The following is a 24,788-nucleotide window of genomic DNA, read 5'->3' as shown; positions in this document are numbered from 1 at the left end:
CCTTTAATTTGTAATGAATACTAGGCGGTTGATAACACGCTTGCCAAACATTGCAGTTATAAGTGATACCACTATTGAGACAGTCCCTAGGAGCATATAAACTTGAAGAACACCTTCCAGTCTCATTCTGTAAGAGATGAAGGATATCACGATTGGAACTAAAACTAAAGGGAAGCTTATGACGTTCACTAGCTCGGGGCTTTTTATTTTTATACTAACTATTAACCCGACACTAATAGAAAGAAAGATCATTGAGAAGGGGACAAATACCGCAATAACAAGAAAGTATTTCGTTGGGATCCACATGCTTCCCAGAGTCTTTAAATGTAGGTACTGCAAAAGGCCGAGAACGGCCACAAAATTAGAACCCCACGAAAGTAGGCTAAAGAGCAATCCAGACAACAGTTTTCCCAAAAGAATCTCAGATTCAGAGAGAGGAGACGAAAAAAGGATCTCCATTGTTTTATTTGACTTCTCATGAAATAGTGACGCCACCATCGAGACGTAAGAACTTAAGGCTGAGGCCAATATTATTATAACCGGTAATTGTGATACCAATGAGGCAAAGGTTATTGCACTCTCACCCATTCTTGCTACATCTTCCTTGGACAGTCCGAATACTGAAGGATTCTCCGATATTTGATTTATAGCCACTTGTTTTGAATATGGGGTTAGATACTGCGGTCCGGTCATAATCAGCAATAGACCGATGACAAGTATGACCAAAGCGTTTGTCGAGAGCACAATCAAGTTCTTGTTCGAAAAATACTGCCAAAATTCTTTTACAACGATCGGCTTAATTCTCATTATTTTCTCACCTCTATGACTTTCTCTTTTATGCTATTGTCTAGTATAGCGTCTATAACTTCGTGGATATTGTCAAAAGCTAGGTAGTATCTTTTTCCATCTATGTCATCTATAAGCAAGCCAGAATCTGAAATAGCATATGAAAACACCTTGCCATATTTGCCTTTATATCTGCCAAGTCTATATCGGCCAAATTCTAGTCCCCAAAGTCTCCAGACAAGCACATCTCGATAATCTTTAATTTGAAAATCTTTAAGTTTAATTGAAATGTTTTTTCTTTTCGTTTTTATTGCAAGAATCGTCTGATTGTTTTCGTGTTTAATAATCACTGCTTGAGGGGTGTGGGCATCGAAGTAATATTTTATGATCACAAGGACCAATCCAACTATCCCTAAAGAGAAAAGTAGGGACAGTAAAAGGGGACTACCCCTCACCGCTCTCACACTCCATTATGATTAATATTTTGAGCAGCCTTCTGTATTATGTCTATAAAGTGAACATTCTTATTCCCTTTTTGTAGATATATGAACTCATTTGTAAACAACCATAGTATGGCGCTCTTCAGATCATTTTTTATTATTTTCCTTGGGATTTCGGGATATATAAAGTGCAGATGCATGACAAGGTCTGAAAATTTTACACTCCCCCTTTTCTGAAGTATTCTTATAATCTCCCCCATAGTGGGATTCATCACTGTGATTTTCCAGGTAATTGGATTGAATCCAATAACTCTTCCATCATGCTCAAACCTAAATTTTGAGTTCTTGGGTAGGTTAATTGTGTATTTATCGGAGCTTACTTCATGTAACAAATTTTTAACATGATCATTAATATTGACTATTAAGTTACTAGTTATCATATTGATAGCACCTCCTTAATCTTTCTTGCTAGATTAAACAAATCCTCCTCGTCTAAGCGTAGAAGATTTAAGTAATCCGAATCTATCCTCGTCATAAACAGAGATTTTAACCTGAGAAAATCCTTTTCAGTTTTTAGATAGGAGGATATTGACAAAAGCACTGGATTAGTCCTCCACACATATTCTAACCCTTCTTTCCATAGTTTTTCTATCCCATCTGAAACGTGACCATATGCCAGACTTAGATAGGGCGTTGGAAGTATGTATCCTTCTGCACTTATTGAAAGAGAGATTAATGAAGTATATGGCCCAATTATAATATGCTCAGTTGGATCCCCAAATTCGATTCTGGTAGAGTACTCATGACTGTGTTCAGATATCCATGTTATTAGTTTTCTGTACTGATCATCGGTTGGTATTAACTTTATATGTCCATAGGTTTCAGGAACAAAATACATTGTGCGAATAGATAAAACACCAAGTTTCTCACCTAACTCAACGATGTTTGGGAAGTCACTTATGTTCAATCTTGTTGAACAGAAACTTACAATTGTCGGAATACTGTATCCGGTTAGATTCTTTATTGCATTAATAGCCCTATCATATGAACCTTTAGGTCTTAGTTTTTCCATAATCTCAGGTTTAGAGCCATCCAAGGATACTTGAACCGCAGCAATACCACTTTCAGCAAGTTTTGAAGCAAAGTTATCAGATATTAATGAGCCGTTAGTTACCATGTTAACATCAATCCCCCTTCCGTTAGCATACTGTATAATATCAAACAAATCCTTACGAAGTGTTGGCTCGCCTCCACATAAACATAAGACTAAAACATCTAATTTTGCGAGTTCATCTATGACATCAAATATTTCTTCTTTACTGAGCTCTCTGCGAGTTGCATTTGAGAAACAACCAACATAACAGTAGGGACAATTATAGTTACATCGATACGTAATATCGATTGCTGCAGAAACAGGACCTTTCAGATCTTCTGGCCAGATGTGATACTTGCGATAAAGCTTTCTAAGCTCACTAAATATCTCCGGAAGCTCTTTTAATTCTCCGGCCCTGTAAGGTACAGGTACACTATTGGACATTCGAATAAATCTGTCGAAAATAGCCGAAAAAGAATAATAAAACGTTTGAAGCTCATTTGACAAATTGTCAACACTTACTCTCATTATCTTCATCCTCCATCTGTAGTTTTTAGTCAAAGATACTATCGCTGTATTCTCAAATCTTTAATTGTGGAGACATTACCCTGTAAAAGCCACTTTGCTATTGGTCCAAAAATTCCCCAAACAATTGCAATGTACATTCCGGCAATAACCCATACTGCAGCTACTGCTGTGACTGTACCCCCAATATTCAACACATATGCATGACTTATTGCTATTTTCTCAGTAATTCCAGAATTAATACCAACATCACCACCAACAGGGGGCACGTAGCTCATGCGTTTTCACCTCCTGATGTTTTGTCTTTTAACGGTAAGGACCAAATAACTACGAAAAGAACTGGCATAATCTGAGTGAATATTGGCCCCGGACCACCGACTTCAACTACAACACTGCCAAGTTCATGTCCGAGGTCTTCTCCGACGGGAGGGATATACCCTTCCATTAATACCCCCTCAATCTTATGATCATACATGATTCGACTGATTTAATGAATATTTATGATTTTCGTAAACTTATAGTTTACAACATAGAGTTAATAATTTTTAAAGAAGTAAGCTTTCAGAAGACTCCTTAGAAAAGATAGGGGAGAAGTAATGTAATAAAATTTTGGATAGTATTCAATTTGAAAAAATACACCACAGGAGTGAGAACTATACCCTAACTAAAACAACCATACAGTCACATCAATCCTCGACGAGTGCAATAGCCTTCAGCTTCTTCAACCTCGGTGCATGGGGGGCGATATACGCCTACACCCCGGAGCTCTACCCGACTGAGGTCAGGGGGACTGGAACGGGCTGGGCCGGGACGATGGCGAGGATTGGCGGCGGCATAGCGCCGATACTGGCCGGAAAGATAATGGAGCTCAGCGGGGTGGCGCTGGCCGTTTTGCTCATAGCGGTCGTCGCGATAGCGGGAGCGCTGGACGTTCTTGCGCTTGGAGAGGAAACGATGGGGAAGGAGCTCTCCTGATTTTTCTCTCCCAGTGGGCGATGATATTCAGAGAGTTTGGGAGGTTAGAGAACCTCAGGCCCTCCTGACCTCCACCCACGTTGAGTGGTACGCTGAGCCGTTCCCGTAGCCCTCAACGGTCTTGTCCGCCGTGAGGAAGTTGGCGTTCCAGCCCAGTAAGCTAACCCAGAAGGCCTTGTAGAGGAGAACGACACCCTCAGGAACGTCTTCGCTCAGCTTTGCCCTTGTCTGGATCCTTCCGTAGTCGTTGAAGACCTCTACCGCCTCGCCGTCTTGGATGCCCCTCTCTTCAGCGTCCGCGGGGTTGATGTAGAGGTTAGGGTCTATCATTCCGTACGTGTTGTGGTACTGGCTCGTTATCGTCATCCTGTGGGTGGGAGTGAGGAGCCTGAGCGGGTATCCCCCCTCAAAGCGGCGATACTCTGGGAAGGGACTCAGGCCCCTTTCGACGGCCCTCTGGGAGTAGAACTCTATCTTCCCGCTCGGTGTCTCCCACCTTCTCCGCTTTTCTGGCACTTTGACGAAGCCTCTCTCTTTAAGCTCATCCCAACTCAGACCGTTGACTTCGAGGACTTTCCTTGTCACTTCCTCGTCGCTCTCGTAGAGATATGGGTTGTCTATTCCCAGGGCGCTCGCGAGCAACCTCGTCACCTCGCTGTTGCTCTTTCCGTAGAGCTTCGCCACAGGCTCGTTTAAAGCCACGTAGCGGTGGTAGTAGCTGTCCGCTATGTCCAAGCGCTCGAAGAAAGTATTTGCAGGCAGAACGACATCCGAGTAGAGTGCAGTATCGGTCAAAAAGATGTCGTGCGTAACTACGAAGACGTCACTCTCTTTCAGGGCTTTTCTCAGTCTGCTCTGGTTCGGCAGGCTCGCGAGCGGATTAGAGTTGTATATGTAGAGGAACCTTATCTCCCCGCGCTCGATGTACTCTGCCAGCTTCATCTGGGGTATCACCTTTGCTGGCTTCTTCCTCAGGAAAGCGCCCTCGGCGTAGCTCTTGTCTATAGTCTTCATGTCGTAGATGAAGCCGAAACGGTGGCCGACCAAAGCAGGCAGGATGGCTATCGCCCTGACGGCTTCACCTCCTGCCAAAGAGCGCTGGAAGCCGTAGCCGATGTGGATTACGCCCCTCTTTTCGACGTATTCTCTGGCGAACTCCTCGATCTTCTCAATGCTCAAGCCCGTCTCCTGGCTTACATAATCAAGCGATAACCTTTTTACATAATTCTTGAATTCTTCAAAACCGTATACGTTCTCGCGGACAAAGGCTCTATCGTAGATGTCCTCCTCTATGATGACCTTCGCAACACCGAGGGCAAGTAGAACGTCGGTGCCGGGCCTTATCTGGAAGAACCTGCCGCTCCTCTTGGCCGTCTCTGTTCTGACGACGTCAACCGTCCAGACTTCGAGGTTGTTTCTCCTCGCGAGCATGAAGCCGTGAAGGTTAGTCCAAAAAGCGTTTAGTCCCCAGTAGACGATTAGCCTCTGGTTTCCCAGCTCCTCGGGGTCGAGGCCAACTGCAGTGCCGTAGACGTCCTTTAGGGCCTCCTGTCCGGCCCTGTCGCAGATGCCGTAGTCGAGCATCGCCGCGTTGAGGTGGTGGAAGAGCCTCAGCGGGAAGGCGTAGTTCACAACCCCCCTGTCGCCGGCGTATTGGTAGACGAGGACGCTCTCGCTTCCGTGCTGCTCGATCGTCTCTCTCAGCTTATCCGCAACGAGCTTTACTGCCTCTTCCCAGCTTACTTCCCTGAACTCGCCGCTCCCCCTCTCACCGGTTCTCAAGAGTGGGCTTTTCAGCCTGTCCTTTGAATGAAACCACCTCGGCAAAAGCGCCCCCTTCGGACAGAGGAAGCCAGCAGTTACCGGGTGCTGGGGATTCCCCCTAACCCTGAGCTCTCCACCTTTAAACTCGCTTATGATTGAGCAGGTGTCGTAGCAGTCGCGCATGCACACGGTGAACATATTTCGACCCTAAGGTGGTGCCCTCAAACTTTTTTAACCTTTTTTCACCCATAACGCTATGTGCAGCAAAGTACCCAAAAGTACATCTAAGGTTCACAGTGAGAAACAAAAAACTTTATTAATCTCCCGTGCCCATATATATCTAACAACTCTCGGAGGTGCCTTAAATGAAGAAGGTGCTCGGAATACTGGCGGTTTTGACCGTTTTTGCCGTCCTCGTGACCCCGGCGGGAGCCTTTAGCCTTGGAGGCAACAGCTACTACCACCCATACCCAACTGGGATACAGCCCGGGGACATAGTCATAGGGCACAACCCAATAAGCGACCTCTTCATACCCGGCTACTGGACGCACACGGGGATGATAGTCTACTACGACTCAAACGCCAAGGACTGGGTCGTTGTCGAGGCGTGGGACAACCCGAGTGAGGTAAGGCTCGTCTACCTGAGCGACTTCCTCAAGAGGTACGATGCCGTCGCGGTTCTCCGCGTTAGAACCACCGATGCCGTTAGGGAAGGTGCCATCAGCTTCGCTCTCCAGCAGCTCGGGAAGCCGTACGACTGGGAGTGGTGGACCAAGCACGTCTATGGGGACAAGTACTACTGCTCAGAGCTCGTCTGGGCCTCCTACATGGCCGCTGGAGGGCCTGACATCGACGCTCACCCCGGTTTCAGCTGGAAGTACCTATGGGGCGTCGCCCCGCAGGAGATATACGACGATGACGACACCTACGTGATATACTACGACTCGGCCTGATCCCTTCTTTTTTCACATTCTCAGGCCGAGCGCCGGTCCGAGTGTTATGGCCATGCTAAGCAGCCCGCCGAGGAGTAAGGCCGGGACAACCTGTCTCTTCTCTACCCCGAGGAGGTAGGCCGCGAGGGAGCCCGTCCACACCCCCGTCCCGGGAAGCGGTACCGCAACGAATATCAAGAGGCCCCAGAAGCCCCACTTCTCGACGTAATGGTGGGCTTTTCTCCTCACTCTCTCAACGTAGGTTAGGTAGAGCCGGGCCATCTTTCCCAAGGAAGTGCCTTCGAGCCAGAGCATCAGCCTGTCTATGTAGGGGAGCAGCGGGGGGAGAGTGAGGGAGAGCAGGAGAACACCGAGGGAAGCCGACAAGAGCGTCCCCCAGAGGGAGTAGCCCCTCCCTATCCCGTAGACTATCGCGTAGCGCCCCTCAAAGGTTGGAATGAGGGAGAGAAGGAAGATCTGAAGGAACTCATTCAACGTCCAGCACCCCCAGTCCCAATCTCCTGATGGTTTCCCTGTACCCCGGGAGCCACAGCCCCTCGGTGAGCTCGACCAGCAAACCGACCCACGGCCCGAGGAGGAGGGCGAAGAGAACGTCGCTGAACCAGTGAACGTGGAGGAGGAGCCTCGTCAGGGCTATGGCGAGGGCCCAGCTCCACCAGAGAGGCCAGAGCTTTTTCCAGCGTTTTGAGAGGAAGTAGGCGAAGAGCGACGCCCTCGCGGTGTGACCGGAGGGAAAGGAGAAGTAGCTCACATTTCCAATGCGCTCAAGAAAGCCCCAGCCGACTGGAGCCTCTTCCGGCCTCGGAAAGTCTGTTAAGGCCTTGAGGAGGGCAACGATTAGCGTTGAGAGAACAAAGGCGACGGTAAGGTTGAGGGTAAACCTGCTGAGCCTTCCGCTTTTCACAACATCAAGGAAGAAGAAGGCCCCCAAATAGAGAACCGTTGCAATCCCGACAGTACCCGTGAGAAGGGAGGTGAAAAGGCCGCCCTTGGGCAGACTTGAATCGACCGACTCATTGATGCCGGCAAGGAGGTTTAGCACCTGCGCCGTGAGCAGGAGCGCGAGGAAACCCGTGAGAGTCCAGAAAATTCCCTCCCTTGGTTTCATGGGGCTTAGAACGAGGATCAGATTAAAAGCTTTTCTAAATCAGCCCCTCGGTGTAGAGCGCGTGGTAAGCCTTGAGAAGCGCGTTCTGGATCCTCTTTGGCCCGAAGGTTCTCACGGCTTTCCCAAGCCCCTCGTTGTACACGCGCCGCATTATGAAGTCCGTCTCGCGGTTGAGGTTGAGTTTTTCCTTGTTTTCTAAATAGAGGCGCGCTATCTCGGCCGGTTCGCGGTAGTTGAGGGCCTTGAGCCACTTGAGCGGTATCCCCTCCTCAAAGCGTTTTATAACCTCAAAGCTTATGACCGTAACTTCGTCGTCCCCGTGGAGCTCCCCGTATATCCTCGAAAGCTCCCTGAGCAGCTCCTTAACGTTTGAAAAGCCGTCGAGCCTCGCATCCTCGTTCGTGAGCTCCCTAACCCTCTTCTTTTCAACGCCGGTTATCCTGAGCTTCGCAACTGCCGTGTCGCTCGGCGTCACGACGAGGTAGACATCACTCCCGGGCCTGGCCTCGTAGTCCCCGTAGCGTATTGTGGTGGTCTTCTCCCCCCTCAGAATCCTCGCCTTGTAGGAGCCGTCAATGAGCAGGAACTTCCTTATCTGAACCTTCCTCACTGTTGAGCCCCCGGATTATCTCGACGACCTCCTCAAGATCCCTCACCGTGAAGTCGGCGTACTCCAAGTAGTCCAGCTCCCTGTTGGCGTACTTGCCGTACTTGAACCAGATGGCCGTCATGCCGACCCTCTTCGCGCCGTAGACGTCCGAGTAAAGCCTGTCCCCTACAACCGCGGCCTCGTGGGGCTTCAGATCGAACATCTCAAGGGCCTTCTCGAATATCTTCCTGTGGGGCTTCTTAACGCCCACGGAGTCCGATATGAGAACCGCCTCGAAGTAGTCGTCTATCCCAGTTCTGAGGATCTTCTCCCACTGCTTAACCGGGTCGCCGTCGGTGATCACGCCGAGCTGGAGTCCCATCTCTTTGAGCCGCAGGAGGGTCCTTCTGACGCCTTTGACCGTCTTCAAGTAGGCTATTTTTGTGTTGTGGTATCCTATAACGCCCGCCGCCACCCATTTTGGCTCGTATGGGAGGTCGAGGCGCCTCAGCAGGTAGTCGAAGTGGTGGGGAAAGTTGCTGCCGTACTCGTTTATGAGCTCAAGGAGCTCGTGGTAGGCTATCCCGAAGTCAACCGGGAGACCATGCCTTATCATGTTCTCTATGGCGTTCTTCCTGGCGTTCTCGGCGAGCTTGCTCGTGTCTATCAGGGTATCGTCCAGGTCGAAAAACACGGCCCTTATCATGGCTCCCCCCTTGATGATTGTTCGCTGGGTATTTAACTGTGTCGAGGCAAGGTTTATAAAACCGGGACTCAACCATCACCGAGGCGAGACCGGTGGGCAGGGAGATCAGTGAGGAGAAGCTGAAGAAGTATTTTGCCGTGACCGGAAAAGCCCTTGAGACCCTTGAGGTGGCGGTTCACGAGAAGAGCCTCCTGATGGAGGTGGCGAGGGACTTTTTGGAGATGGCGAGGAGCTATTTCGAAGACGCTAAGTACTACTACGAGAAGGGGGATTACGTCACGGCCTTCGCCGCCTTGAACTATGCCCACGGTTTCATCGACGCCGGCGTTCGCCTTGGCGTCTTTAGGGGGGAAGACGAGAGGCTCTTCGCCTTCGGATGAGGTGAGGGACATGGGGGACTACGTCGTCGTTTTGGAGACTCCGATTATAGTCAGGGATGTTGAGACGCGGGAGGACGCCATAAACGTTGCCGTGAGCAAGGTAACGAAGGCGCTGAACAAGGAGAACCTCGACTTCGTTCGGGTTGAGATCGGCTACTCCCAGTGCCCCGTCTGCGGGGCTCACTTCGAGAGCGCCTTCGTCATAGGCTCCGTCGGTTTGGTCGGGATGTACCTCACACTAAAGGTCTTCAACGCCCAGAGCGTTGAGCACGCGGAGAGGATAGCGAAGGCCGTCGTCGGCAAGGCCCTGAAGAGGGTTCCCCTCAAGGTCTACGAGATAAGGGAGTTAGGGGAGGACAGAGGGGAGGGCGTTGAGGTCACGAAAGGGCCATAACTAAAGGCCCCTGATACTTTTTGGACGGCCGATTCAGCCTTTGCCCATCGCTTGCCCACCGCCGGATGCGGCTCAAAGTTTTTAAGCACCTAACAATCAAGAGACGACATAGCCTATGGAGGTTTTGCCATGGGAAAGTTCATCTTCGTCACGGGCGGCGTCGTCAGCGGGCTCGGAAAGGGCATAACCAGCGCTTCCCTCGGGATGCTCATGAAGGCGCGCGGATTTAGAACTGCCAACATCAAGATCGACCCCTACCTCAACTACGACGCGGGGACGATGAACCCCTACCAGCACGGGGAAGTCTTCGTCCTCGACGACGGCGGCGAGGTCGACCTCGACCTCGGGAACTACGAGCGCTTCCTCGACACCAACCTGACGTTCGACCACAACATAACGACCGGGAAGGTCTATTCTGCCGTCATCGAGAAGGAGAGGAGAGGTGAATACTTGGGCGCGACGGTTCAGGTTATCCCTCATATCACCAACGAGATAAAGGAGCGCATCAGGAGGATCGCGAGGGACTATGAAGTAGTTGTCGTTGAGATAGGCGGAACCGTCGGCGACATCGAGAGCATGCCCTTCCTTGAAGCTGCCAGACAGATGCAACTCGAAGAGGGCAGGGACAACGTCGCCTTCGTCCACGTCACCTACGTTCCAAAACTGAGGGTCGTTGGCGAGCAGAAGACCAAGCCAACTCAACACAGCGTTAAGGAGCTCCGCTCCCTCGGAATTCAGCCGGATGCGATAGTGGCCCGCTCCGAGGACCCGCTGGAGGAGGGGGCGAGGAAGAAGATAAGCCTCTTCACGAACGTTCCGGAGGAAGCCGTCGTCAGCGCCCACGACGTTGAAGACACCTACGAGGTTCCCCTCCTCCTTGAGAAGGAGGGGCTTCCGTCTTACCTCACGAAGAGGCTCGGCCTTCTAGAGAGGGAGCCTGAACTCGATGCCTGGCGTGAGATGGTGGAGAAGTACAAGTCCCTGAGCGAGGAGGTTGAGATAGCCGTCGTTGGAAAGTACGTCAAGTTAGCCGACTCCTACCTCAGCATAAAAGAAGCGTTAAAGCACTCCAGCGTTGCCAGCGGTGTAAAGGTCAGGATACGCTGGATAGAGGCGGAGGACGTTGAGAGGGAAGGAACTGCCCTTTTAGAGGGCGTCGACGGCATCATAGTTCCGGGAGGCTTTGGAGCTAGGGGAAGCGAGGGGAAGATAGAGGCCATACGCTACGCCAGAGAGAACGACGTACCCTTCCTCGGAATATGCTTCGGCTTCCAGCTGACGGTTGTCGAGTTCGCGAGGAACGTTCTCGGGCTTGAGGGGGCGCACTCGACCGAGATAGATCCTCAAACGCCACATCCCGTCGTTGACCTGATGCCCGAGCAAAGGGGTTTGGACAGGCTCGGCGGAACGATGCGCCTCGGGGCGTACCCCGTTAAGGTGAAACCGGGCACCTTAGCTCACAGGCTCTACGGAAGGGAGCTGATATACGAGAGGCACAGGCACCGCTGGGAGGTGAACCCAGACTACATCGAGAAGTTCGAGGATGCGGGGCTGGTCTTCAGCGGTATCGCCGGCGACGACGAGAGGAGGATGGAGATACTTGAGTTGCCCGGGCAGACCTACTTCATAGCGACCCAGTTTCATCCTGAGTTCAAGTCGAGGCCCATGAACCCGGCACCGGTCTTCAGGGGACTGGTTGAGGCCGCGAAGGAGAGGAAGTTTGGGGGTTGATAATCCATAGTGCCTCAAGACGCGGTATTTGCCGGACAAACCCAAACACGCCTGACTTTCTTTATCCCTTTTTCTTTTGCAGCCTTCGGGGTGTGAATGGGAAACTGGCAGCCTAACCTTTTTGCAGCCGAAACATTTTTAAATTTCTGGAAGGTAATACTCCCTCAAAGAAGATCCTTGGAAACGACCCAAGTATTCCAAGAGATAACCCCACCTGGCTTTGGGGGTGAGTAGTTGGTGGCATGAAACCTCGCCTCCGGCAGCTGATCCGTGGATGTCGTCGTTGAACTAAAACCGTAAGGAGGGTTCGTGGTGGATGCGAAGAAAGCTACTTCCCTCTTTATCCTTTTCCTTTTAGCTCTGGCTGTAGGCTACATAACGTTCAATGGAATCAAATCTGATTCAGGCCATCGGGTTGGCAGGTCACCTCCCAACGGCCTTTACCCTTCCAGCCCCTCCAAATACGCGGAGCTGTTTGATGGCGTGCTCAGGAACTACTCAACCTACTACTCGATGGAGGATGCCCTCTACGGGGAGTACCTCTGGGGCAGGTTGGATTACAGGACATACAACTGCACCTTAACTAAGAACGTCACCCTTCTAAGGGGTAGCGTCAATCATCTTGTCTCCCTGTATAAAAACCTCTCAAGGCGTGAGGTCTCTGAGGGGAGTGTGGTGGGGGTTCTTCTCTTGGGAGACCTTAGGGTTGAGCTTTCCTTCCTCGCTTCCAGCGGGGGAAAAGAGCTACAGTACAAGACGGGTGAGATATGCATACTTAAGGGAAGGTTAACGAACTTCGATTCGTTTAAGAAAAAGGCGTTAGGGGTTTACGGCAAGCCCCAATTCTCATATGAGAAGCTTTTAAACCTCAGCTTGCGCCTTAAGAGAGAGGTAGGTAAGACTTATGGAGCGCCGTTCAGCGGTGAATGGCCCGTGGAAACCCGCTTCGCCCTCCAGCATTTTGTTTACGTAGCGTCTCAAAACGGCACTCTCTTGGATTCATTCATGAACGGGTACGACCCTGAAAAAAGTTACAACCTGATGAGAACGCTCCTCGGAGAATTGAACGAGAACCCGTACGCTAAGGCGCTGTTTAAGCCATCTATAGTTTATCTTTCCGAGCTGTGGCATGAGGAATACGTTGAATCACAGGACAAGGCTGCCGTTGATGACCACTACCTCAGGGTTTTCTGGGCTTGGTATCAGCTCGTAAAGCCCGAGCAGTTCCTGGGGTGATGGCGATGAGCAGATGGGTAAAGCTGATGTTCCTGATTTTCTTTCTGCTCGTTCTGATAGGGGACTTAATGTCCCTCATAAACCTGTACCTTATGGAACCAGCCCAGAGGAGGCTTATCTTGAACGTCCTGCCTCCCACGTACTGGAGCCTCAGAGCCCTTGAGATCTTGGTTTCAGGCCTTTACATCTTCGGCGTCGTAAACGGTTTTGGAAGGAAGAGCATGGCGGGGTTGGCCTTCCTCTTCACCCTGCTCAGACTGCTCTCGACTGGGATCTTAAACGGCGTTGAGACGAGAATAACGTGGAGGCTCTTAGTTCAGTATTCCATCTTCTACGTAGCGGGGATCATAACGGCGTACCACTTGAAGGAGGGGGCATGAGTGCTGAAATACCTGACTAAAATCATGGTTCGGAGGATGAGCTTCTTCCTTCTTATATTGATGTCCTTTACGGTCTCCCTCTTGATCTTCGGTATCGTGGGGCAGGTAGGTCACCTCGTTGATGATAACGTAGAGTACACGTTTGCCCACTACCGCCCACATGCCGTCTACTCCTTGGACTTTGCATTCGGGAGAAACACCGCGCCTTCCGCTGTGCGGTGGGAGACCGTGAAGGTTATGAACGCACTCGAAAAAGACCTCAATAAGGAGAACCTAAGCGCCGGTTTTCTCGTGACCCTTCCCGTTACTTACATAAAACCCCTTAAGATCAAAGGCCATACCGTGTACTTTCAGGCCTACTTCTTTAGGAACATCGGGGATGTTGAGGAGTTTGGATTCAAGTTTAACCGCCCGGAGAATCACGCTGTCCTCCTGAGCTACAATTTATCCGGGAACTTAACTCCAGAAGCTGTCTCAGCGCGTTTCTTTGACGGGAACGCTTCTCTAGTTAGGGCATACGGGATTTTTAGGGAATACCCCCTCAACCACCTATCCAGCGTTGAGTACGTTCAAGTTGCGGTGCCCCTTACCAATAAAACGCTCACTGAATACTTCAGATGGTTAAATCAGGACATCCTAAACTCTTCCGGACTTAGGGTGACCCTATACGTGGCATCCAACATCAAAAACCCCGTCAGGGATCCCCACATAATCGAAAGCCTCGTAACCTCAAAACTGCCCCGCAGTCTGATTGCAGATGTCATCGGTTTCTATACTAAGAGATACGGAAAAGGGGGAGTTGCAGTTGACGTCATGAACGGCATCAACGGTTCCCGCTTGGTGTACTTCAACGGAACCTGGATCGACCCAGCGCGTAACGAGGAGTACCTGATGAGGGTGATCAATCGGAATCGGGGCATCAGATCGGTTTCGTTCGACATCTCCCTAAGACGGGCCGATATAGTTGATTTAGTAAAGGAAGCTGGAACGCAAACCGTGGGATTCTTTGAAAAGTATGGGGGGCTTCTTGTCGTTATCTACCTCCCCTTCTTCCTCTTAGTTTTGTACGCCTCCTCCACAGTGTTCAGAGACCTGCGCAATGACCTCGAGGTTCTCGAGCTTAGAGGGATCCGGAGAAACTTGGAAGTTGTTCAGGAGTTCCTTATTTTCTTGGCGGCTGGATTGGCCTCAGCGGTTGCGTATGCCTTTCTCTCCATACTTCCAGACTACTCCCCATCCCCTCTCACTTTCGTAGGTGTGACCGGGCTCGTCTATCTGACCATGCTAATAGCCAGAAATGGAAGCACTTGGAGATTGGGCAGGGGCTCCCTTCTCTCCTTAACTGCCCTCCTCGTCGCCTTCATTCTACTCGGCTACATGAGGGTGAACGGGTTGGTTCTCGTCAGCAGGGGATACGGGGCTTTAATGTTGCTTTTCTCCCTTCTCATGGCCTTTGTCCCCATCATGGGGATTTTCGTGGGCTACCTCTTCCACAGGGCATGCAGTGGCCTAATACGGCTTTTCGAGCCTATGTTCGACGTGAGGTACTACCTAAGGTCCTTGGCGGGATATTCGTACGTCTTAACTTTCTCAGCTTATTCCTTGGGCATATTCATGCTTCCAAGGATTGCATCCCTCGACAAGGTGGTTAACGCCGTTCTCAGGAATAGCGACTACATGGCTATAGTTGGGTACAATGGCGTAACCTCCCTTGGTCTTTTGGCCGACTACCTGGACAAGCTAAGCGGGGGCTTTGGCGTCATGGGGTTACTCGCGATCTCCCTGATTTTTATAGTCTCCCTGAGGAAATACCGCTCTGTGAGGGAGTACTCAAGCCTTAGGGGAGGTGATTTAAAGGCCGTCCAGAGGAGCTTCCTCAAGTTCCTGTTTCTAAAGATCGGCTTAGTAGTGGTTCTGTCCGTAGCGGTAGCTCTGGTCCTGGCGGTTTTCCTCGATGCGTACATCGGTGTCACGTACACTTCAGGAAAGCTCTTGGTTGAAAACGGGAGGCTGACCCTTCAATCCCTCTTTAAACCGCCTCACGTGCTCATATGGGGGTGATCAAAGTGGGTGTCGTTGAGTTTGAAGACGTCTTTGTGAAGTATGAAACCTACACAGGCAGCGTCTTGGCTTTAAGGGGGGTAACTTTCTCCCTCGGGAAGGGGGAGACTATCCTTGTGATGGGCCCGTCTGGAAGCGGTAAAACCACGATCCTCAGGGTTATCCTCGGTCTCGTTCAGCCTATGCACGGAACCGTTAGGGTTTTTGGAATGGAGCCGAGGGATGGGAAGACCGGACTCGAAATTAGAAGGCGGGCGGGTTATCTGACTCAGGAGGGGAAGATGATAAACGAACTCACGGTGTGGGAGAACATAATGTTTTACGCAGAGGGGAGGGGCAGGAGGGTAGATGAGGAGAGGGTCAGGGAGCTCGCGAGGGAGCTGAACGTTGAAGCAGTGCTCAACAAGCATCCAAACCATCTCAGCGGAGGGGAGCTCAAAAGGGCCGAGCTCGTAATGGTCCTATCGGATGAACCGGAGCTCCTCCTCCTTGACGAGCCGACGTCGATGCTTGACGCCGAGAACTCCGAGGTGGTCATAGACCTTCTCTCCACCTTCAAGGGCAGGGTTCCTATGATAGTGACCTCCCACGACCCAAGGCTGTTTGAAATCAGTGACAGGGTCCTGGAGGTTGTCGGTGGGGTAGTGGGGAAAAGTCTGAGGGAGACTGCCCCCTCACCCCGAAGGGATAGCCATCTTGAGCGATGACGCCCAAGTTTCCATTTTAAGGGCCGGCCTTCGTGGCTGGAAATCAGCCCCACGTCACGTTTCTGTTGAAGAGGAAGCGGACGATAAAAGACGCACCTATGCCAACAAGGTTGGCGAGGAGGTAGTTTACGCCGAGGTAAACGAGGGGGGCGTATATTACCCACTGAACGAAAGCCCCGGTTAGGGCAGCGACGTGGAAGCTAAAGAGCCTCCTCCACAGGGGGGATTTTCTAAGATCCCTGAAGGTCCAAAGGTCATTCCAGGTGAAGTTGTTGAGGATGGCAAGCTCGGTCGCGGGGATGTTGGCTATGTACTTGCTCATCCCGAGCCACGAGACGAACAACCACAGGAAGCCTTCGTTCACGAACACTCCCGAGGTTCCCACGATGCTGAACTTGATCAGCCTGTCAAGCTCTCCAGACCAGTGCATGAGGCGGTAGACATGCTTCAGATAGGCCACCATTGTCTTCCCGCCGAGCTTGCTCTCCCCTGCCCTCCTAAGACCGAAGGTGAAGGGCACCTCGACGACCTTCTTGTATCTGGCCTTCACGAGGATCTCCATGAGGATCTTGAAGCCTATGGGGTTCAACTCAACCCCCTCGACGACCTCCCGCCTCAGGGCGAAGAAGCCGCTCATAGGATCCTTCACGCTCCTTATCTTCGGAAGGGCCAGCCGCCCGAGCATTATGGCCCCCTTCGAGATGAGCTTCCTGTACCAGTACCAGTTCTTAACCTCCCCCCCGGGTACGTACCTGCTCGCTATGGCCACGTCGGCGCCATTCTCTATTGCCTCCACCAGCTCGGGTATCTTCTCGGGGGGGTGCTGCAGATCCGCGTCCATAACGACGAGAACTTCCCCGGAGGCCTCTTTAAAGCCCCTGATCACAGCGGAGGAGAGGCCCTTCTCGTTTCTCCTCCTGATGACCTTCACGGGGTACTCCATCCCGAGCTCCATTGCGTACTCCCAGGTTCTATCGGGTGAGTCGTCGTCAACCACTATGATTTCAAAGCCGTAGCCGGCCCCGCTTAGAGCCTCGGAGATCCTCCTGAAGAGCTCCCCTAAGTTTTCCCTCTCGTTGTAGGTGGGGATTATGACTGAGACCTTTGGCTTCTCTCCTTCCGCGGGCATTCTCTTCCCTCCCTGGCCAAGAAAGTAAAACCCGCAAACTTTATAAGCTTTGCAGAGCCCCTAAATGCCGGGCATGGGGCCGTGGGGTAGCTTGGCCCATCCTGCGGGCTTTGGGAGCCCGTGACCCGGGTTCAAATCCCGGCGGCCCCACCAGGTTCTCGGGTGATAAGATGAGGCTCGCCCTCAGGATAGCCTACGACGGAACGGCCTTCTACGGTTTCCAGAGGCAGCCAGGAGTGAGAACCGTTGAGGGGGAGCTGATCCGTGCCCTCAGAAAGCTCGGGATAATAGCGGACCCCGCTTCCTCGAAATTTAAGGGTGCCTCAAGGACGGATAGAGGAGTCTCGGCCTTTTTTAACGTCGTCGCCTTCGATCCCCTCAAGGGGAAGGAGGGTCTCGCAACACCAGAGGTGCTGAACCACCACCTCAGGGACGTCTGGATTATCGGTAGGGCCCAAGTACCGGATGACTTTCACCCGCGCTTCGCCGCTGGATCGAAGACCTACCGCTACTACCTCGTGGATGAGGGGCTGGAAGCCGGAACCATGCTTGAATGCGCCAGGCTATTTGAGGGAACCCACGATTTCTCGGCCTTTGCGAGGCTCGAACCCGGCCGGAATCCGGTGAGAACGGTAAACTCGATCGAGCTAATGCAGAGGAGGGGCTACTACGTGATCGAGGTCACCGGTAGGAGCTTCCTATGGGAGATGGTCAGGCGGATCGTCAGCGCGATAAGGTTCTGCGGCCTCGGCCTCCTAAAGCCCTCCGAGGTCGATGAAATGCTCTCGGGGAAATACGGGAGAAAGATCCCACCCGCTCCACCAGAGAACCTCGTCCTGTGGAGGATAGAGTACGGCATCCAGTTTGAGGTCAGCGAAAAAGCCCTTAGGAAGGTTAAAGAGGGCCTCTTTTCACGCTATTCTCGGGCCCTCGTTCGCGCGGCCCTGCTCGGCGACTGGCTTATCTCACTGTAGGTTCTCTCAAGCTCCCTGTCGTAGTACCTTCCGTAGTACTGCTTCAGGGCCTTCTGGCGCTCTATGAAGTGGGCGAACAAAAGCGGGTCGTCGTCCCTTACGTCCACTATTACTGCGGTCATTCCTTTCTTGGGCCGGAGGGCCCGTCCAATGGTCTGTATCGTCATGATGTCGCTTTTACCGCCGCCGGCGAGTATTATGGCCGAGATCTCGGGTATGTCAACGCCCTCCTTTAGGAGGGTCGATATCAGGACGTTTATCTTGCCCTCCTTGAAGGCCTCCAAAACCTCCCTCCTGTTGGGGCTCTTCGAGCTCAGGAACTCGGCGTTTACGCCCTCTTTCCTGAGCATCTCCCTGAGGATCTTCCCGTGCTCCAGCCTCTTGACGTCTATTAGAACCCTGTGGCCCTTCCTCGCGAGCTCGACCGCCTTCCTGACGATGGCCCTGTTCCTCTCCTCGTTGTTCATTATCACGTCCTCGTAGAGCTCCTTGTACCTCTCGCTGAACGAGGGCAGGGCCGGGCTGTAGGTCACGACCTCAAAGCGGGGCCTTGAGAGGAAGCCCTCCCTTATCAGATCCTCCGCCTTCACCTCGTATATCACCGGCCCCACAACTGCCTCTATCTTGAGCTCCTCTCCCCTTATGCGCCTCCAGGGAGTGGCGGAGAGGCCGAAGCGGTAGACCTGGGGGAGCTTCAGACCGAGCTGGTAGAACTTCTCCGCGGCCGACGTCCTGTGGCACTCGTCAAAGAGTACCACCCCGTAAGCACGCTGGAGCTTTTCTGGTCCCCTCGACAGGAGCGTCTGGATCATTGCGACCGTTACCTTCCCCTCCTCCCACTGGTTGTCCCCGATGAGCCCCGGCTTGACGTTCAGGGTTTCCTCAACCTTCTCCCCCCACTGGTAGAGGAGCTCCTTGGTGTGAACCACTATGAGGGATGAGAGGCCGAGCTCGTGGATTATCCTGAGGCCGACTATCGTCTTCCCGCTGCCCACAGGAAGCGCAAGCACGCCCATTCTCTCCTTCAGCGCCTTCCTTATGGCCTTCTTCTGGTACCTCCTCAGGGAGAAGGCCCCGTTCCACTCGCTCTCAAGCCTCTCCGCCCTAACCTTTCTCCTGTCGTAAACCCTAACGGAGTAGCCCTTCTCCTTCAGAAACTTCCTCACCCTGTAAAGCAGGCCGAGGGGAAAGGAGTTGGAGTAGGGGTCGTAGAGGCTCTCGGGCTTCTCCCACTTCCCAAAGTTCTTCCTGTAGGTGAGGAGGTCGTAGATTAGGAAGTAAACCTTGGGGTCGGCCTTCCGTATGTAGACCAGTGTCGAACCTTCCGGGACCTCCATCGTCACTGTGGACATCGCCAGTCAAAGTGGGAGTTCAGGAAAAGGGCTTTATAGTCTTTTTGGAAGGGTTATTGGTGGTGGCATGCTGAGGGAGATACTGGAGTCCTTCGGTGATGAGGTCGTTGTCATCGAAAAACCCGTGAAGAAGAACCTTGAGATAACGAGGTACCTCCTCAAATACCGGGACAGGCCGGTTCTCTTCAAGGACGTGGAGGGGTGGGAGGTAGCGGGCAACGTATGGAGCACGCGGAAGAGGATAGCCAAGTACTTGAAAACTGACGTTGGTGGATTGCTCGATCTGATGACCAGGGCTATGAGCCATCCAAGGCCCTTCGCCACGGTGGGGACTGCGCCCTTCCTCAAAAACCGGAGCTCCGATTTTTCGCTTTTGGAGCTACCTGTCCCCAAGTACTACCCCGGTGACGGGGGGCCTTACTTCACGTCGGCGATGATAATCGCGAGGGACGGCGGCTTCGTCAACGTCTCCTTCCACAGGATGATGGTGCTCGATGAGAGGAGGGCCGCTGTGAGACTCGTCCCGAGGCACCTCTACTCCATGTGGAGGGAGAAAGCGGAGGGAGGCGAAGAGCTCGACGTAAGGATCGTCGTCGGAAACCCCGTTCACCTTCTCCTCGCAGGAAGCACGAGCGTGGCCTACGGGGTGAGCGAGCTCGAAGTAGCCTCGGCCATGAGCGAAGTAGCTTTCGGAGAGCCCCTGCGAACGGTTAACCTCGGGGGCATTCCAGTACCAGTCGAGAGCGAGTTCGTGTTTGAGGCGAGGATAACCCCTGAGCTCGTGGACGAGGGGCCCTTCGTCGACATCACGGGGACGTACGACGTCGTCAGGAAGCAGCCGGTTGTGGTTTTTGAGAGGATGTACCACGTTGACGAACCGATATTCCACGCCCTCCTCTCAGGGTCTTACGAGCACTACATGCTCATGGGTCTTCCAAAGGAGCCCCAGATCTACGAGAGCGTGAAGCGCGTTGTTCCAAAGGTCCACGGGGTCAGACTGACAGAGGGGGGAGCAATGTGGCTCCACGCAGTTGTCAGCATTACCAAGCAGCACGAAGGCGATGGAAAGAACGCCATTCTGGCGGCCTTCGCGGGGCATCCGAGTCTGAAGCACGTGGTCGTTGTCGACGATGACGTGGACATCTACGACGACCGCGAGGTCGAGTGGGCCGTGGCGACGCGCTTCCAGCCGGACAGGGATCTCGTCCTTATTCCAAACGCCCGCGGAAGCTCCCTCGATCCCTCTGGAGAGGGGGGCATCACAACCAAATGGGGAGTGGACGCAACCAAGCCCCTGAAGGGAGGGGAGAAATTCGAGAGGGCGAGGCCTTAGCCCTTCTCCTCCACCAAGCTCAGGAACACCTCCTCAAGGCTTGGGACGCGCACCATGAGCTGGAGGATCTTGGCCCCCTGCTTCCAGACGACATCGTTTATCTCCGGCCTGACGTCGTCTGGGGCCTTTATCTTGTACTTCGTCGGGCTGACCCTCTCAACCTCCCAGTCAACGTTTTCGAAGCTGATTGGCCTGTCCGTTTCAAGGAGGATAAGGTAGCCTGCTTTCTTCAGGAACTGGTTTTTTATGTTCTCTATGCTGTCCTCCACCCTTAGTTGTCCCCTAACTATAACCCCGACCGTATCGCAGACCTCCTCCACGTGAGCTAAGATATGGCTTGAGAAGAACACGGTCTTCCCGGCCTTTTTCTGCTCCCTTATGATGTCCTTGAACTCCGCTATGCCCTTTGGATCGAGGCCCGTCATCGGCTCGTCGAGGATGAGGAGATCCGGACTCTGGACGAGGGCCTGGGCGAGGAGGAGGCGCTGCTTCATGCCCTTGGAGAACTTCCCGACCTTCTTGTTCCTGACGTCCCACAGGTTGAGGAGTTCCAAGAGCTCCCTTGCCCTCTTTGCCCTCTCCCCCTTTGACATCCCAAAAGACTCCCCGATGATGTCTAAGGTCTGCATGGGAGTTAGAAAGTCCCAGAGGGTTGCGTGCTCGGGCATGTAGCCTATTCTCTTCTTTGCCCTTACGAGTTCGGCCTCCCTGTATTTTCCGTCCGCGAAGACTTCCCTGCCGAAGAGGCTTATCCTCCCAGCCTGGGGATTTATGAGGCCGAGGGTGCTCAGTATCGTAGTGCTCTTTCCGGCCCCGTTGGGCCCCAGGAAGCCGTATATCTGCCCCTCCTTGACAGTGAGGTGGAGGCCGTCGAGGGCTTTGACGTCCCCGTAGTTCTTGACCAGGTTCTCGATCTCGATCATCGCCATCACCTCAGATCCATCCTGAGGAACCGGAATACAGCGAAGCCGGCGTAGGCTATGATCGTCCCAATCATGAGCACCAGGTTCACGAGGTGGAACCTGAGGGAGTGCCCAACGCCCGCGTAGACATCCTGGCAGCTACACGTATAGATCACCTGTCCCACCCCTGGATAGCTACTCGAGCCCCACACTCCCGAACAGGTGGGAACCTCCTTCTTCTCCAGTACCCTTTCCTCGCCGTTTGGTTCTATCCTCTTGGTTATAGCGAAGCACGTCCTCTCCGTCATGTTGCTCAGCATCACCTCTATCTGGCTTGAGGGGTCGAAGAAGAGGTACTTCGTCTTGTACTCCTGAAGTACGTGGCCTTGGTAGTCCTTGTAGCTGGCGGCGTGGGTGAAGGCCTCGTACTCGACGACCGCGGGCGCTATCTTCCATACGATGAAGAAGAGCACGAGGGCCAGGACGAGGGCGTTTATGGGGGACTTGATGAACGCCGAGAGAAGGTAGCCGAGGAAGAGGAGGCCCGTTATGCCTATGAGGAGGAGTACGTTGAGGAGCACCATATCCCAGACGAAGCCGGCGGTCAGGTCTATCCCGATCAGGGCCATCCCCCCTATCGCCACGCCCACCGAGACGAGAAGGGCTATGAAGAGGATTGTCACATGCGCGAGCATCTTTCCCCCGATGTAGGCGAGCCTCGATATCGGCTTACTCATCGCCACCCGCAGGGTTCCCTTCTCCACCTCAGAGTTGATGGCGGTGGCGCCCATTATCATGGCCAGCATGCCGACGAAGAATATGGCTATCCCGGTTACGAAGTTGGACATCGTGGCCATTATCTCCCTGGTGCTCATGTAGGTGCCTGGCTCTTCCTTCAGGAAGTAGAGGAAGGGCACGTACAGGAAGAGGATTATGAGCAGCGTCCCTATCAGCTTCTTGCTCCTGAGACCCTGTTTCAACTCCAGCTTGAAGCCCCACAGCAAAGTTCACACCCCCTGTTCATCCCGAACTATTACCTTCGGTATAAAAATCTTTGCCTATCAGTGGGGTTTAAAATGAACGCGGTGAGTTAAGGGGAGCCGGGGCCCTTACCCCTTGAAAAGCGGAGGGCAGCGATGATTATGTAAACCACCGAAAACACCCCTAAGTTCAAGACGTTCAGGAGGCCTCTCCATGTACCCGCTTCACCGAGCGCCTCCCCCATCTGAAGGGTCGGTTCGAAGGGGAGGTAGAGCGTCAGGTACCTCCACATCTCCTCCCTGACCACCGCCGGGCTCTTCACAAGCTCCCCCATCGGGGCGTACTCTAGCATGAAGAGGAACGTCACGGCCATCGGTATCATTATCAACAGCACGAAGCCCGCTGAGAGCGCTGTAACGAGGCAGACTGACCCCTCCTCGGAGAGGGTGGATATGAGGTAGCCGAGGGCTAAGAGCTGGAGCACAACCAGGGAAAATAGGGCCCCGGTCGTAAGAACGGCCTTAAGCAGGTCATCGCTGAACGCGGCTCCAAAGTGTACGAGGATCAGAAAACCGAGGAGGACGGAAGCGAAGGCCGCCGCCGAGAGCACAGCCGCGTGCCCCGTGAACCTGCCCAGCAGGTAAGCGGGGCGGGAGGGAACTTTTGATGGTTCATCCTTGGTCGAGTACGCCCCAACGAGCAGGGCGAAGAAAAGGGGAAGGATGCCGAGCATGCCCAAAGCCCCCATTGGAACCACCGGATCTACGGCCTCGTAGATTATCCTCATCACCTCCCCCGGATCCCAGAGGGGGAGCCTCCTTCCAGCTGCGAGGACGAGCGGGAGAGGGGTGAGGAACACGGCAAACGAGAGAGCTGCCGTCCATCCCCCGATGCTCCTCCTAAACCCCATGGCAAAGCTCCTGAGCAAGGTTCCCACCCCTTAAAGATCCCTCAGCTCCAGTACCTTTTCCGCTTTCTCCCCGCAGTATTTCCTCAGCCTTTCAACAACCTCGCCCTTACCCCCGAGGACGGGCCACAGAATCGAGTCTATATGGAGGGGAGGGACTCCAGTTTCCTCGGCGATCCTGTTCCAGAAGTTAACCGGCGGCTCGTTGGTGATGTGCTTCGTGTAGGCGTTTATCCGGACGTCCGCCGGTATCTCTACTCCCATCGGGTACGGGACGAACTCACCGAAGGCTATCCTGCCCGCGTAGCCGAACATTTTAACGGCGAAGACAACGGTCTTGGCACTTTTAGAGGAGCCTAAGGTCATCGCGAGATCCTCCCGGAGGCGGATCATCCCGTCGAAGTAGTAGGCTCTGAGATCCCTTAGGGTGAGCTCCCCCAGCAGGGGTTCAAGCTTCTCAAGCCGCCTCAGCTTCCCGGCCGTGAGCCGCCTGTTCGTCCTCGAATTCGGGAGGAAAAGGGTGTAGGCTTCAACAATCCCCCTTCCCCGCAGCCCTTTTGAGAACCACCTGGAGAACTCCCACCACCAGTCCTCCCCCTTCCCCGAGAGCTGGTAGCTGACTATGGAGTTGGCCACGACGAGCTTGAGGAAGGTTTCATCGTCTCCGAGCTTCTTCCGGAGGCTCCTCAGCGCATCGAACTGGAGGTCAACGCGCTCCTCTATCCTCCTCGCGCATCCAACGCCGAGCTCCCTCAGGATGCCTGTTAGCTTCCCGACCTTTTCCCTGTCTTCCCTGTATTTAATCCCGACGAAGCGGTCGAGGGTCATTCCATCACCCCACGCTGAAGCCCCTGTTCCTCGGAATCCCGAGCTCTATCCTCGCCCTCAGGCCCAGCTCCCTTAAGTAATCCTCCGCCTCTTCTTTGATCCCCTCAAACTCCCCCCTCCTTATGAGGCCGTAGACCGTTGGGCCCCAGCTGCTCTGGCCGCAGCCGTACGTCCTCTCCTCGAGGAAGCTTAGAACGGCCCCGAGGTCGGGCCTGAACTCACCCCCCTGAAAGCGTGAGAAGTGCCTCCCGACGAGCCTCTGAATCGCCGTGAGGTGGGCACCGAAGGACTCTATGTCCCTTTCAACGAGCGCGGGCAGGAGGCCCAAGAGTACCCTGTGGCTTATCCTCGCCGCGATCCCGGCGCTTCCAAAGGACGAGTCCATCGCGCTCCTCTCCTCTATTTCATCCGGTCCGGCCTTGAGCTCAGGGGTTATGAGGATCAGGGCCCACTCCTCGGGGAAGTCGTGCCTGACTATAAGCGGGGGGACGCCTTTCCCAACTCCCCCGTCAATCACGAAGCCGCCGAGCTCAAAGGCGTATATCCCCACGCCG

The 24,788-nt window shown here is 53.3% G+C and carries 28 protein-coding genes, 1 tRNA gene and 1 pseudogene; 12 read left to right on the top strand and 18 right to left on the bottom strand.

Annotation, left to right across the window (positions count from 1 at the left end; translation table 11 throughout):
- Positions 1-3 precede the first annotated feature (3 nt).
- The 6 genes from MVB78_RS04160 to MVB78_RS04135 are packed head-to-tail and all read right to left on the bottom strand — an operon-like array spanning position 4 to position 3,319.
- A complete protein-coding gene (locus MVB78_RS04160) occupies positions 4-807 on the bottom strand; it encodes an ABC transporter permease (protein ID WP_297488233.1) in 804 nt (267 codons plus the stop codon).
- Positions 807-1,241 (bottom strand): hypothetical protein, encoded by a 435-nt coding sequence (locus tag MVB78_RS04155; RefSeq protein WP_297488230.1) that lies wholly within the window; start codon positions 1,239-1,241, stop codon positions 807-809. Before MVB78_RS04155 ends, MVB78_RS04160 begins: the two co-directional genes overlap by 1 nt.
- A gap of 5 nt (positions 1,242-1,246) precedes the next feature.
- Complete coding sequence (locus tag MVB78_RS04150; protein ID WP_297488227.1) at positions 1,247-1,666, bottom strand: hypothetical protein; 420 nt, start codon at positions 1,664-1,666, stop codon at positions 1,247-1,249.
- Positions 1,663-2,856: a radical SAM protein gene (locus tag MVB78_RS04145; protein WP_297488224.1), complete on the bottom strand. Its 1,194-nt coding sequence runs from the start codon at positions 2,854-2,856 to the stop codon at positions 1,663-1,665. Before MVB78_RS04145 ends, MVB78_RS04150 begins: the two co-directional genes overlap by 4 nt.
- A gap of 29 nt (positions 2,857-2,885) precedes the next feature.
- On the bottom strand, positions 2,886-3,122 hold the full coding sequence (locus MVB78_RS04140) for a hypothetical protein (protein ID WP_297488221.1): 237 nt from the start codon (positions 3,120-3,122) through the stop codon (positions 2,886-2,888).
- Complete coding sequence (locus MVB78_RS04135; RefSeq protein ID WP_297488219.1) at positions 3,119-3,319, bottom strand: hypothetical protein; 201 nt, start codon at positions 3,317-3,319, stop codon at positions 3,119-3,121. The genes MVB78_RS04140 and MVB78_RS04135 overlap by 4 nt, the downstream gene beginning before the upstream one ends.
- 134 nt (positions 3,320-3,453) lie before the next feature.
- Here MVB78_RS04135 and MVB78_RS04130 point away from each other — a divergent pair, with 134 nt between their 5' ends.
- Entirely contained in the window at positions 3,454-3,819 is a 366-nt protein-coding gene (locus tag MVB78_RS04130) for an MFS transporter (protein ID WP_297488216.1), read from the top strand.
- Between the two features lie 54 nt (positions 3,820-3,873).
- Here the strand turns inward: MVB78_RS04130 and MVB78_RS04125 are convergent, their stop codons facing one another.
- Positions 3,874-5,781, bottom strand: coding sequence for a molybdopterin-dependent oxidoreductase (locus MVB78_RS04125; protein WP_297488213.1), 1,908 nt, complete (start codon positions 5,779-5,781; stop codon positions 3,874-3,876).
- A gap of 167 nt (positions 5,782-5,948) precedes the next feature.
- On the opposite strand from MVB78_RS04125, the gene MVB78_RS04120 reads away from it, so the two are divergent.
- Positions 5,949-6,536 (top strand): YiiX/YebB-like N1pC/P60 family cysteine hydrolase, encoded by a 588-nt coding sequence (locus tag MVB78_RS04120; protein WP_297488208.1) that lies wholly within the window; start codon positions 5,949-5,951, stop codon positions 6,534-6,536.
- Positions 6,537-6,548: 12 nt separating this feature from the next.
- Here MVB78_RS04120 and MVB78_RS04115 read toward each other — a convergent pair whose 3' ends face one another.
- Genes MVB78_RS04115 through MVB78_RS04100 form a run of 4 tightly spaced genes read right to left on the bottom strand, consistent with a single transcriptional unit; the run spans position 6,549 to position 8,939 of the window.
- Complete coding sequence (locus tag MVB78_RS04115; RefSeq protein WP_297488204.1) at positions 6,549-7,010, bottom strand: COG2426 family protein; 462 nt, start codon at positions 7,008-7,010, stop codon at positions 6,549-6,551.
- Positions 7,003-7,644 carry a phosphatase PAP2 family protein gene (locus MVB78_RS04110; protein WP_297488201.1) on the bottom strand — a complete coding sequence of 214 codons (642 nt, stop codon included), beginning with the start codon at positions 7,642-7,644 and terminating at the stop codon, positions 7,003-7,005. Before MVB78_RS04110 ends, MVB78_RS04115 begins: the two co-directional genes overlap by 8 nt.
- A gap of 34 nt (positions 7,645-7,678) precedes the next feature.
- Positions 7,679-8,254 (bottom strand): ASCH domain-containing protein, encoded by a 576-nt coding sequence (locus tag MVB78_RS04105; RefSeq protein WP_297488198.1) that lies wholly within the window; start codon positions 8,252-8,254, stop codon positions 7,679-7,681.
- Positions 8,217-8,939, bottom strand: coding sequence for a TIGR02253 family HAD-type hydrolase (locus tag MVB78_RS04100; protein WP_297488195.1), 723 nt, complete (start codon positions 8,937-8,939; stop codon positions 8,217-8,219). Before MVB78_RS04100 ends, MVB78_RS04105 begins: the two co-directional genes overlap by 38 nt.
- Before the next feature lie 92 nt (positions 8,940-9,031).
- Between MVB78_RS04100 and MVB78_RS04095 the strand changes: the two genes are divergently transcribed.
- From MVB78_RS04095 to MVB78_RS04065, 7 genes are all read left to right on the top strand, one after another.
- Complete coding sequence (locus MVB78_RS04095) at positions 9,032-9,319, top strand: DUF357 domain-containing protein (protein ID WP_297488192.1); 288 nt, start codon at positions 9,032-9,034, stop codon at positions 9,317-9,319.
- A gap of 10 nt (positions 9,320-9,329) precedes the next feature.
- Entirely contained in the window at positions 9,330-9,713 is a 384-nt protein-coding gene (locus tag MVB78_RS04090; RefSeq protein ID WP_297488188.1) for a DUF555 domain-containing protein, read from the top strand.
- Positions 9,714-9,842: 129 nt separating this feature from the next.
- Positions 9,843-11,444: a glutamine hydrolyzing CTP synthase gene (pyrG, locus tag MVB78_RS04085; RefSeq protein WP_297488186.1), complete on the top strand. Its 1,602-nt coding sequence runs from the start codon at positions 9,843-9,845 to the stop codon at positions 11,442-11,444.
- Positions 11,445-11,753: 309 nt separating this feature from the next.
- Positions 11,754-12,680, top strand: coding sequence for a hypothetical protein (locus MVB78_RS04080; protein ID WP_297488182.1), 927 nt, complete (start codon positions 11,754-11,756; stop codon positions 12,678-12,680).
- Positions 12,680-13,060, top strand: a complete 381-nt coding sequence (locus MVB78_RS04075; RefSeq protein ID WP_297488179.1) for a hypothetical protein — start codon at positions 12,680-12,682, stop codon at positions 13,058-13,060. The genes MVB78_RS04080 and MVB78_RS04075 overlap by 1 nt, the downstream gene beginning before the upstream one ends.
- Positions 13,061-15,121, top strand: a complete 2,061-nt coding sequence (locus tag MVB78_RS04070) for a hypothetical protein (protein WP_297488176.1) — start codon at positions 13,061-13,063, stop codon at positions 15,119-15,121.
- A 5-nt stretch (positions 15,122-15,126) separates the two neighbouring features.
- Entirely contained in the window at positions 15,127-15,828 is a 702-nt protein-coding gene (locus tag MVB78_RS04065) for an energy-coupling factor ABC transporter ATP-binding protein (RefSeq protein ID WP_297488172.1), read from the top strand.
- 43 nt (positions 15,829-15,871) lie between these two features.
- Here MVB78_RS04065 and MVB78_RS04060 read toward each other — a convergent pair whose 3' ends face one another.
- Positions 15,872-16,957 (bottom strand): glycosyltransferase family 2 protein, encoded by a 1,086-nt coding sequence (locus MVB78_RS04060; protein WP_297488169.1) that lies wholly within the window; start codon positions 16,955-16,957, stop codon positions 15,872-15,874.
- Between the two features lie 75 nt (positions 16,958-17,032).
- Between MVB78_RS04060 and MVB78_RS04055 the strand changes: the two genes are divergently transcribed.
- Together MVB78_RS04055 and truA are read left to right on the top strand one after the other, a co-directional pair.
- Positions 17,033-17,110 (top strand) — tRNA-Pro (locus tag MVB78_RS04055).
- Between the two features lie 17 nt (positions 17,111-17,127).
- The gene (gene truA, locus MVB78_RS04050; RefSeq protein ID WP_297488167.1) at positions 17,128-17,931 is read left to right on the top strand and encodes a tRNA pseudouridine(38-40) synthase TruA; all 804 of its coding nucleotides are present in this window, start codon (positions 17,128-17,130) and stop codon (positions 17,929-17,931) included.
- On the opposite strand, the gene MVB78_RS04045 is transcribed toward truA, so the two are convergent.
- Positions 17,874-19,283 (bottom strand): DEAD/DEAH box helicase, encoded by a 1,410-nt coding sequence (locus tag MVB78_RS04045; RefSeq protein ID WP_297488164.1) that lies wholly within the window; start codon positions 19,281-19,283, stop codon positions 17,874-17,876. The two genes, truA and MVB78_RS04045, sit on opposite strands and share 58 nt — an antisense overlap.
- Before the next feature lie 67 nt (positions 19,284-19,350).
- Between MVB78_RS04045 and MVB78_RS04040 the strand changes: the two genes are divergently transcribed.
- Positions 19,351-20,616: a UbiD family decarboxylase gene (locus MVB78_RS04040; RefSeq protein WP_297488161.1), complete on the top strand. Its 1,266-nt coding sequence runs from the start codon at positions 19,351-19,353 to the stop codon at positions 20,614-20,616.
- Here the strand turns inward: MVB78_RS04040 and MVB78_RS04035 are convergent.
- The 5 genes and pseudogenes from MVB78_RS04035 to MVB78_RS04015 form a co-directional block, all read right to left on the bottom strand.
- Entirely contained in the window at positions 20,613-21,539 is a 927-nt protein-coding gene (locus tag MVB78_RS04035) for an ABC transporter ATP-binding protein (RefSeq protein WP_297488355.1), read from the bottom strand. The genes MVB78_RS04040 and MVB78_RS04035 overlap by 4 nt on opposite strands.
- A gap of 5 nt (positions 21,540-21,544) precedes the next feature.
- Entirely contained in the window at positions 21,545-22,522 is a 978-nt protein-coding gene (locus tag MVB78_RS04030; protein ID WP_297488158.1) for an ABC transporter permease subunit, read from the bottom strand.
- An 86-nt stretch (positions 22,523-22,608) separates the two neighbouring features.
- Entirely contained in the window at positions 22,609-23,427 is an 819-nt protein-coding gene (locus tag MVB78_RS04025) for an ABC transporter permease subunit (protein WP_297488155.1), read from the bottom strand.
- Between the two features lie 12 nt (positions 23,428-23,439).
- Positions 23,440-24,234 carry an N-glycosylase/DNA lyase gene (locus tag MVB78_RS04020; RefSeq protein ID WP_297488152.1) on the bottom strand — a complete coding sequence of 265 codons (795 nt, stop codon included), beginning with the start codon at positions 24,232-24,234 and terminating at the stop codon, positions 23,440-23,442.
- Between the two features lie 4 nt (positions 24,235-24,238).
- Positions 24,239-24,788: pseudogene (locus tag MVB78_RS04015) on the bottom strand (GHMP kinase); the annotation flags it as partial.

Origin of the sequence: Thermococcus sp., assembly GCF_026991495.1 — an archaeon.
In the GTDB taxonomy this organism is placed as follows: Archaea; Methanobacteriota_B; Thermococci; order Thermococcales; family Thermococcaceae; genus Thermococcus.
Note: the sequence above shows the minus strand (reverse complement) of the source record. Positions and strands in the feature narration are given on the sequence as shown.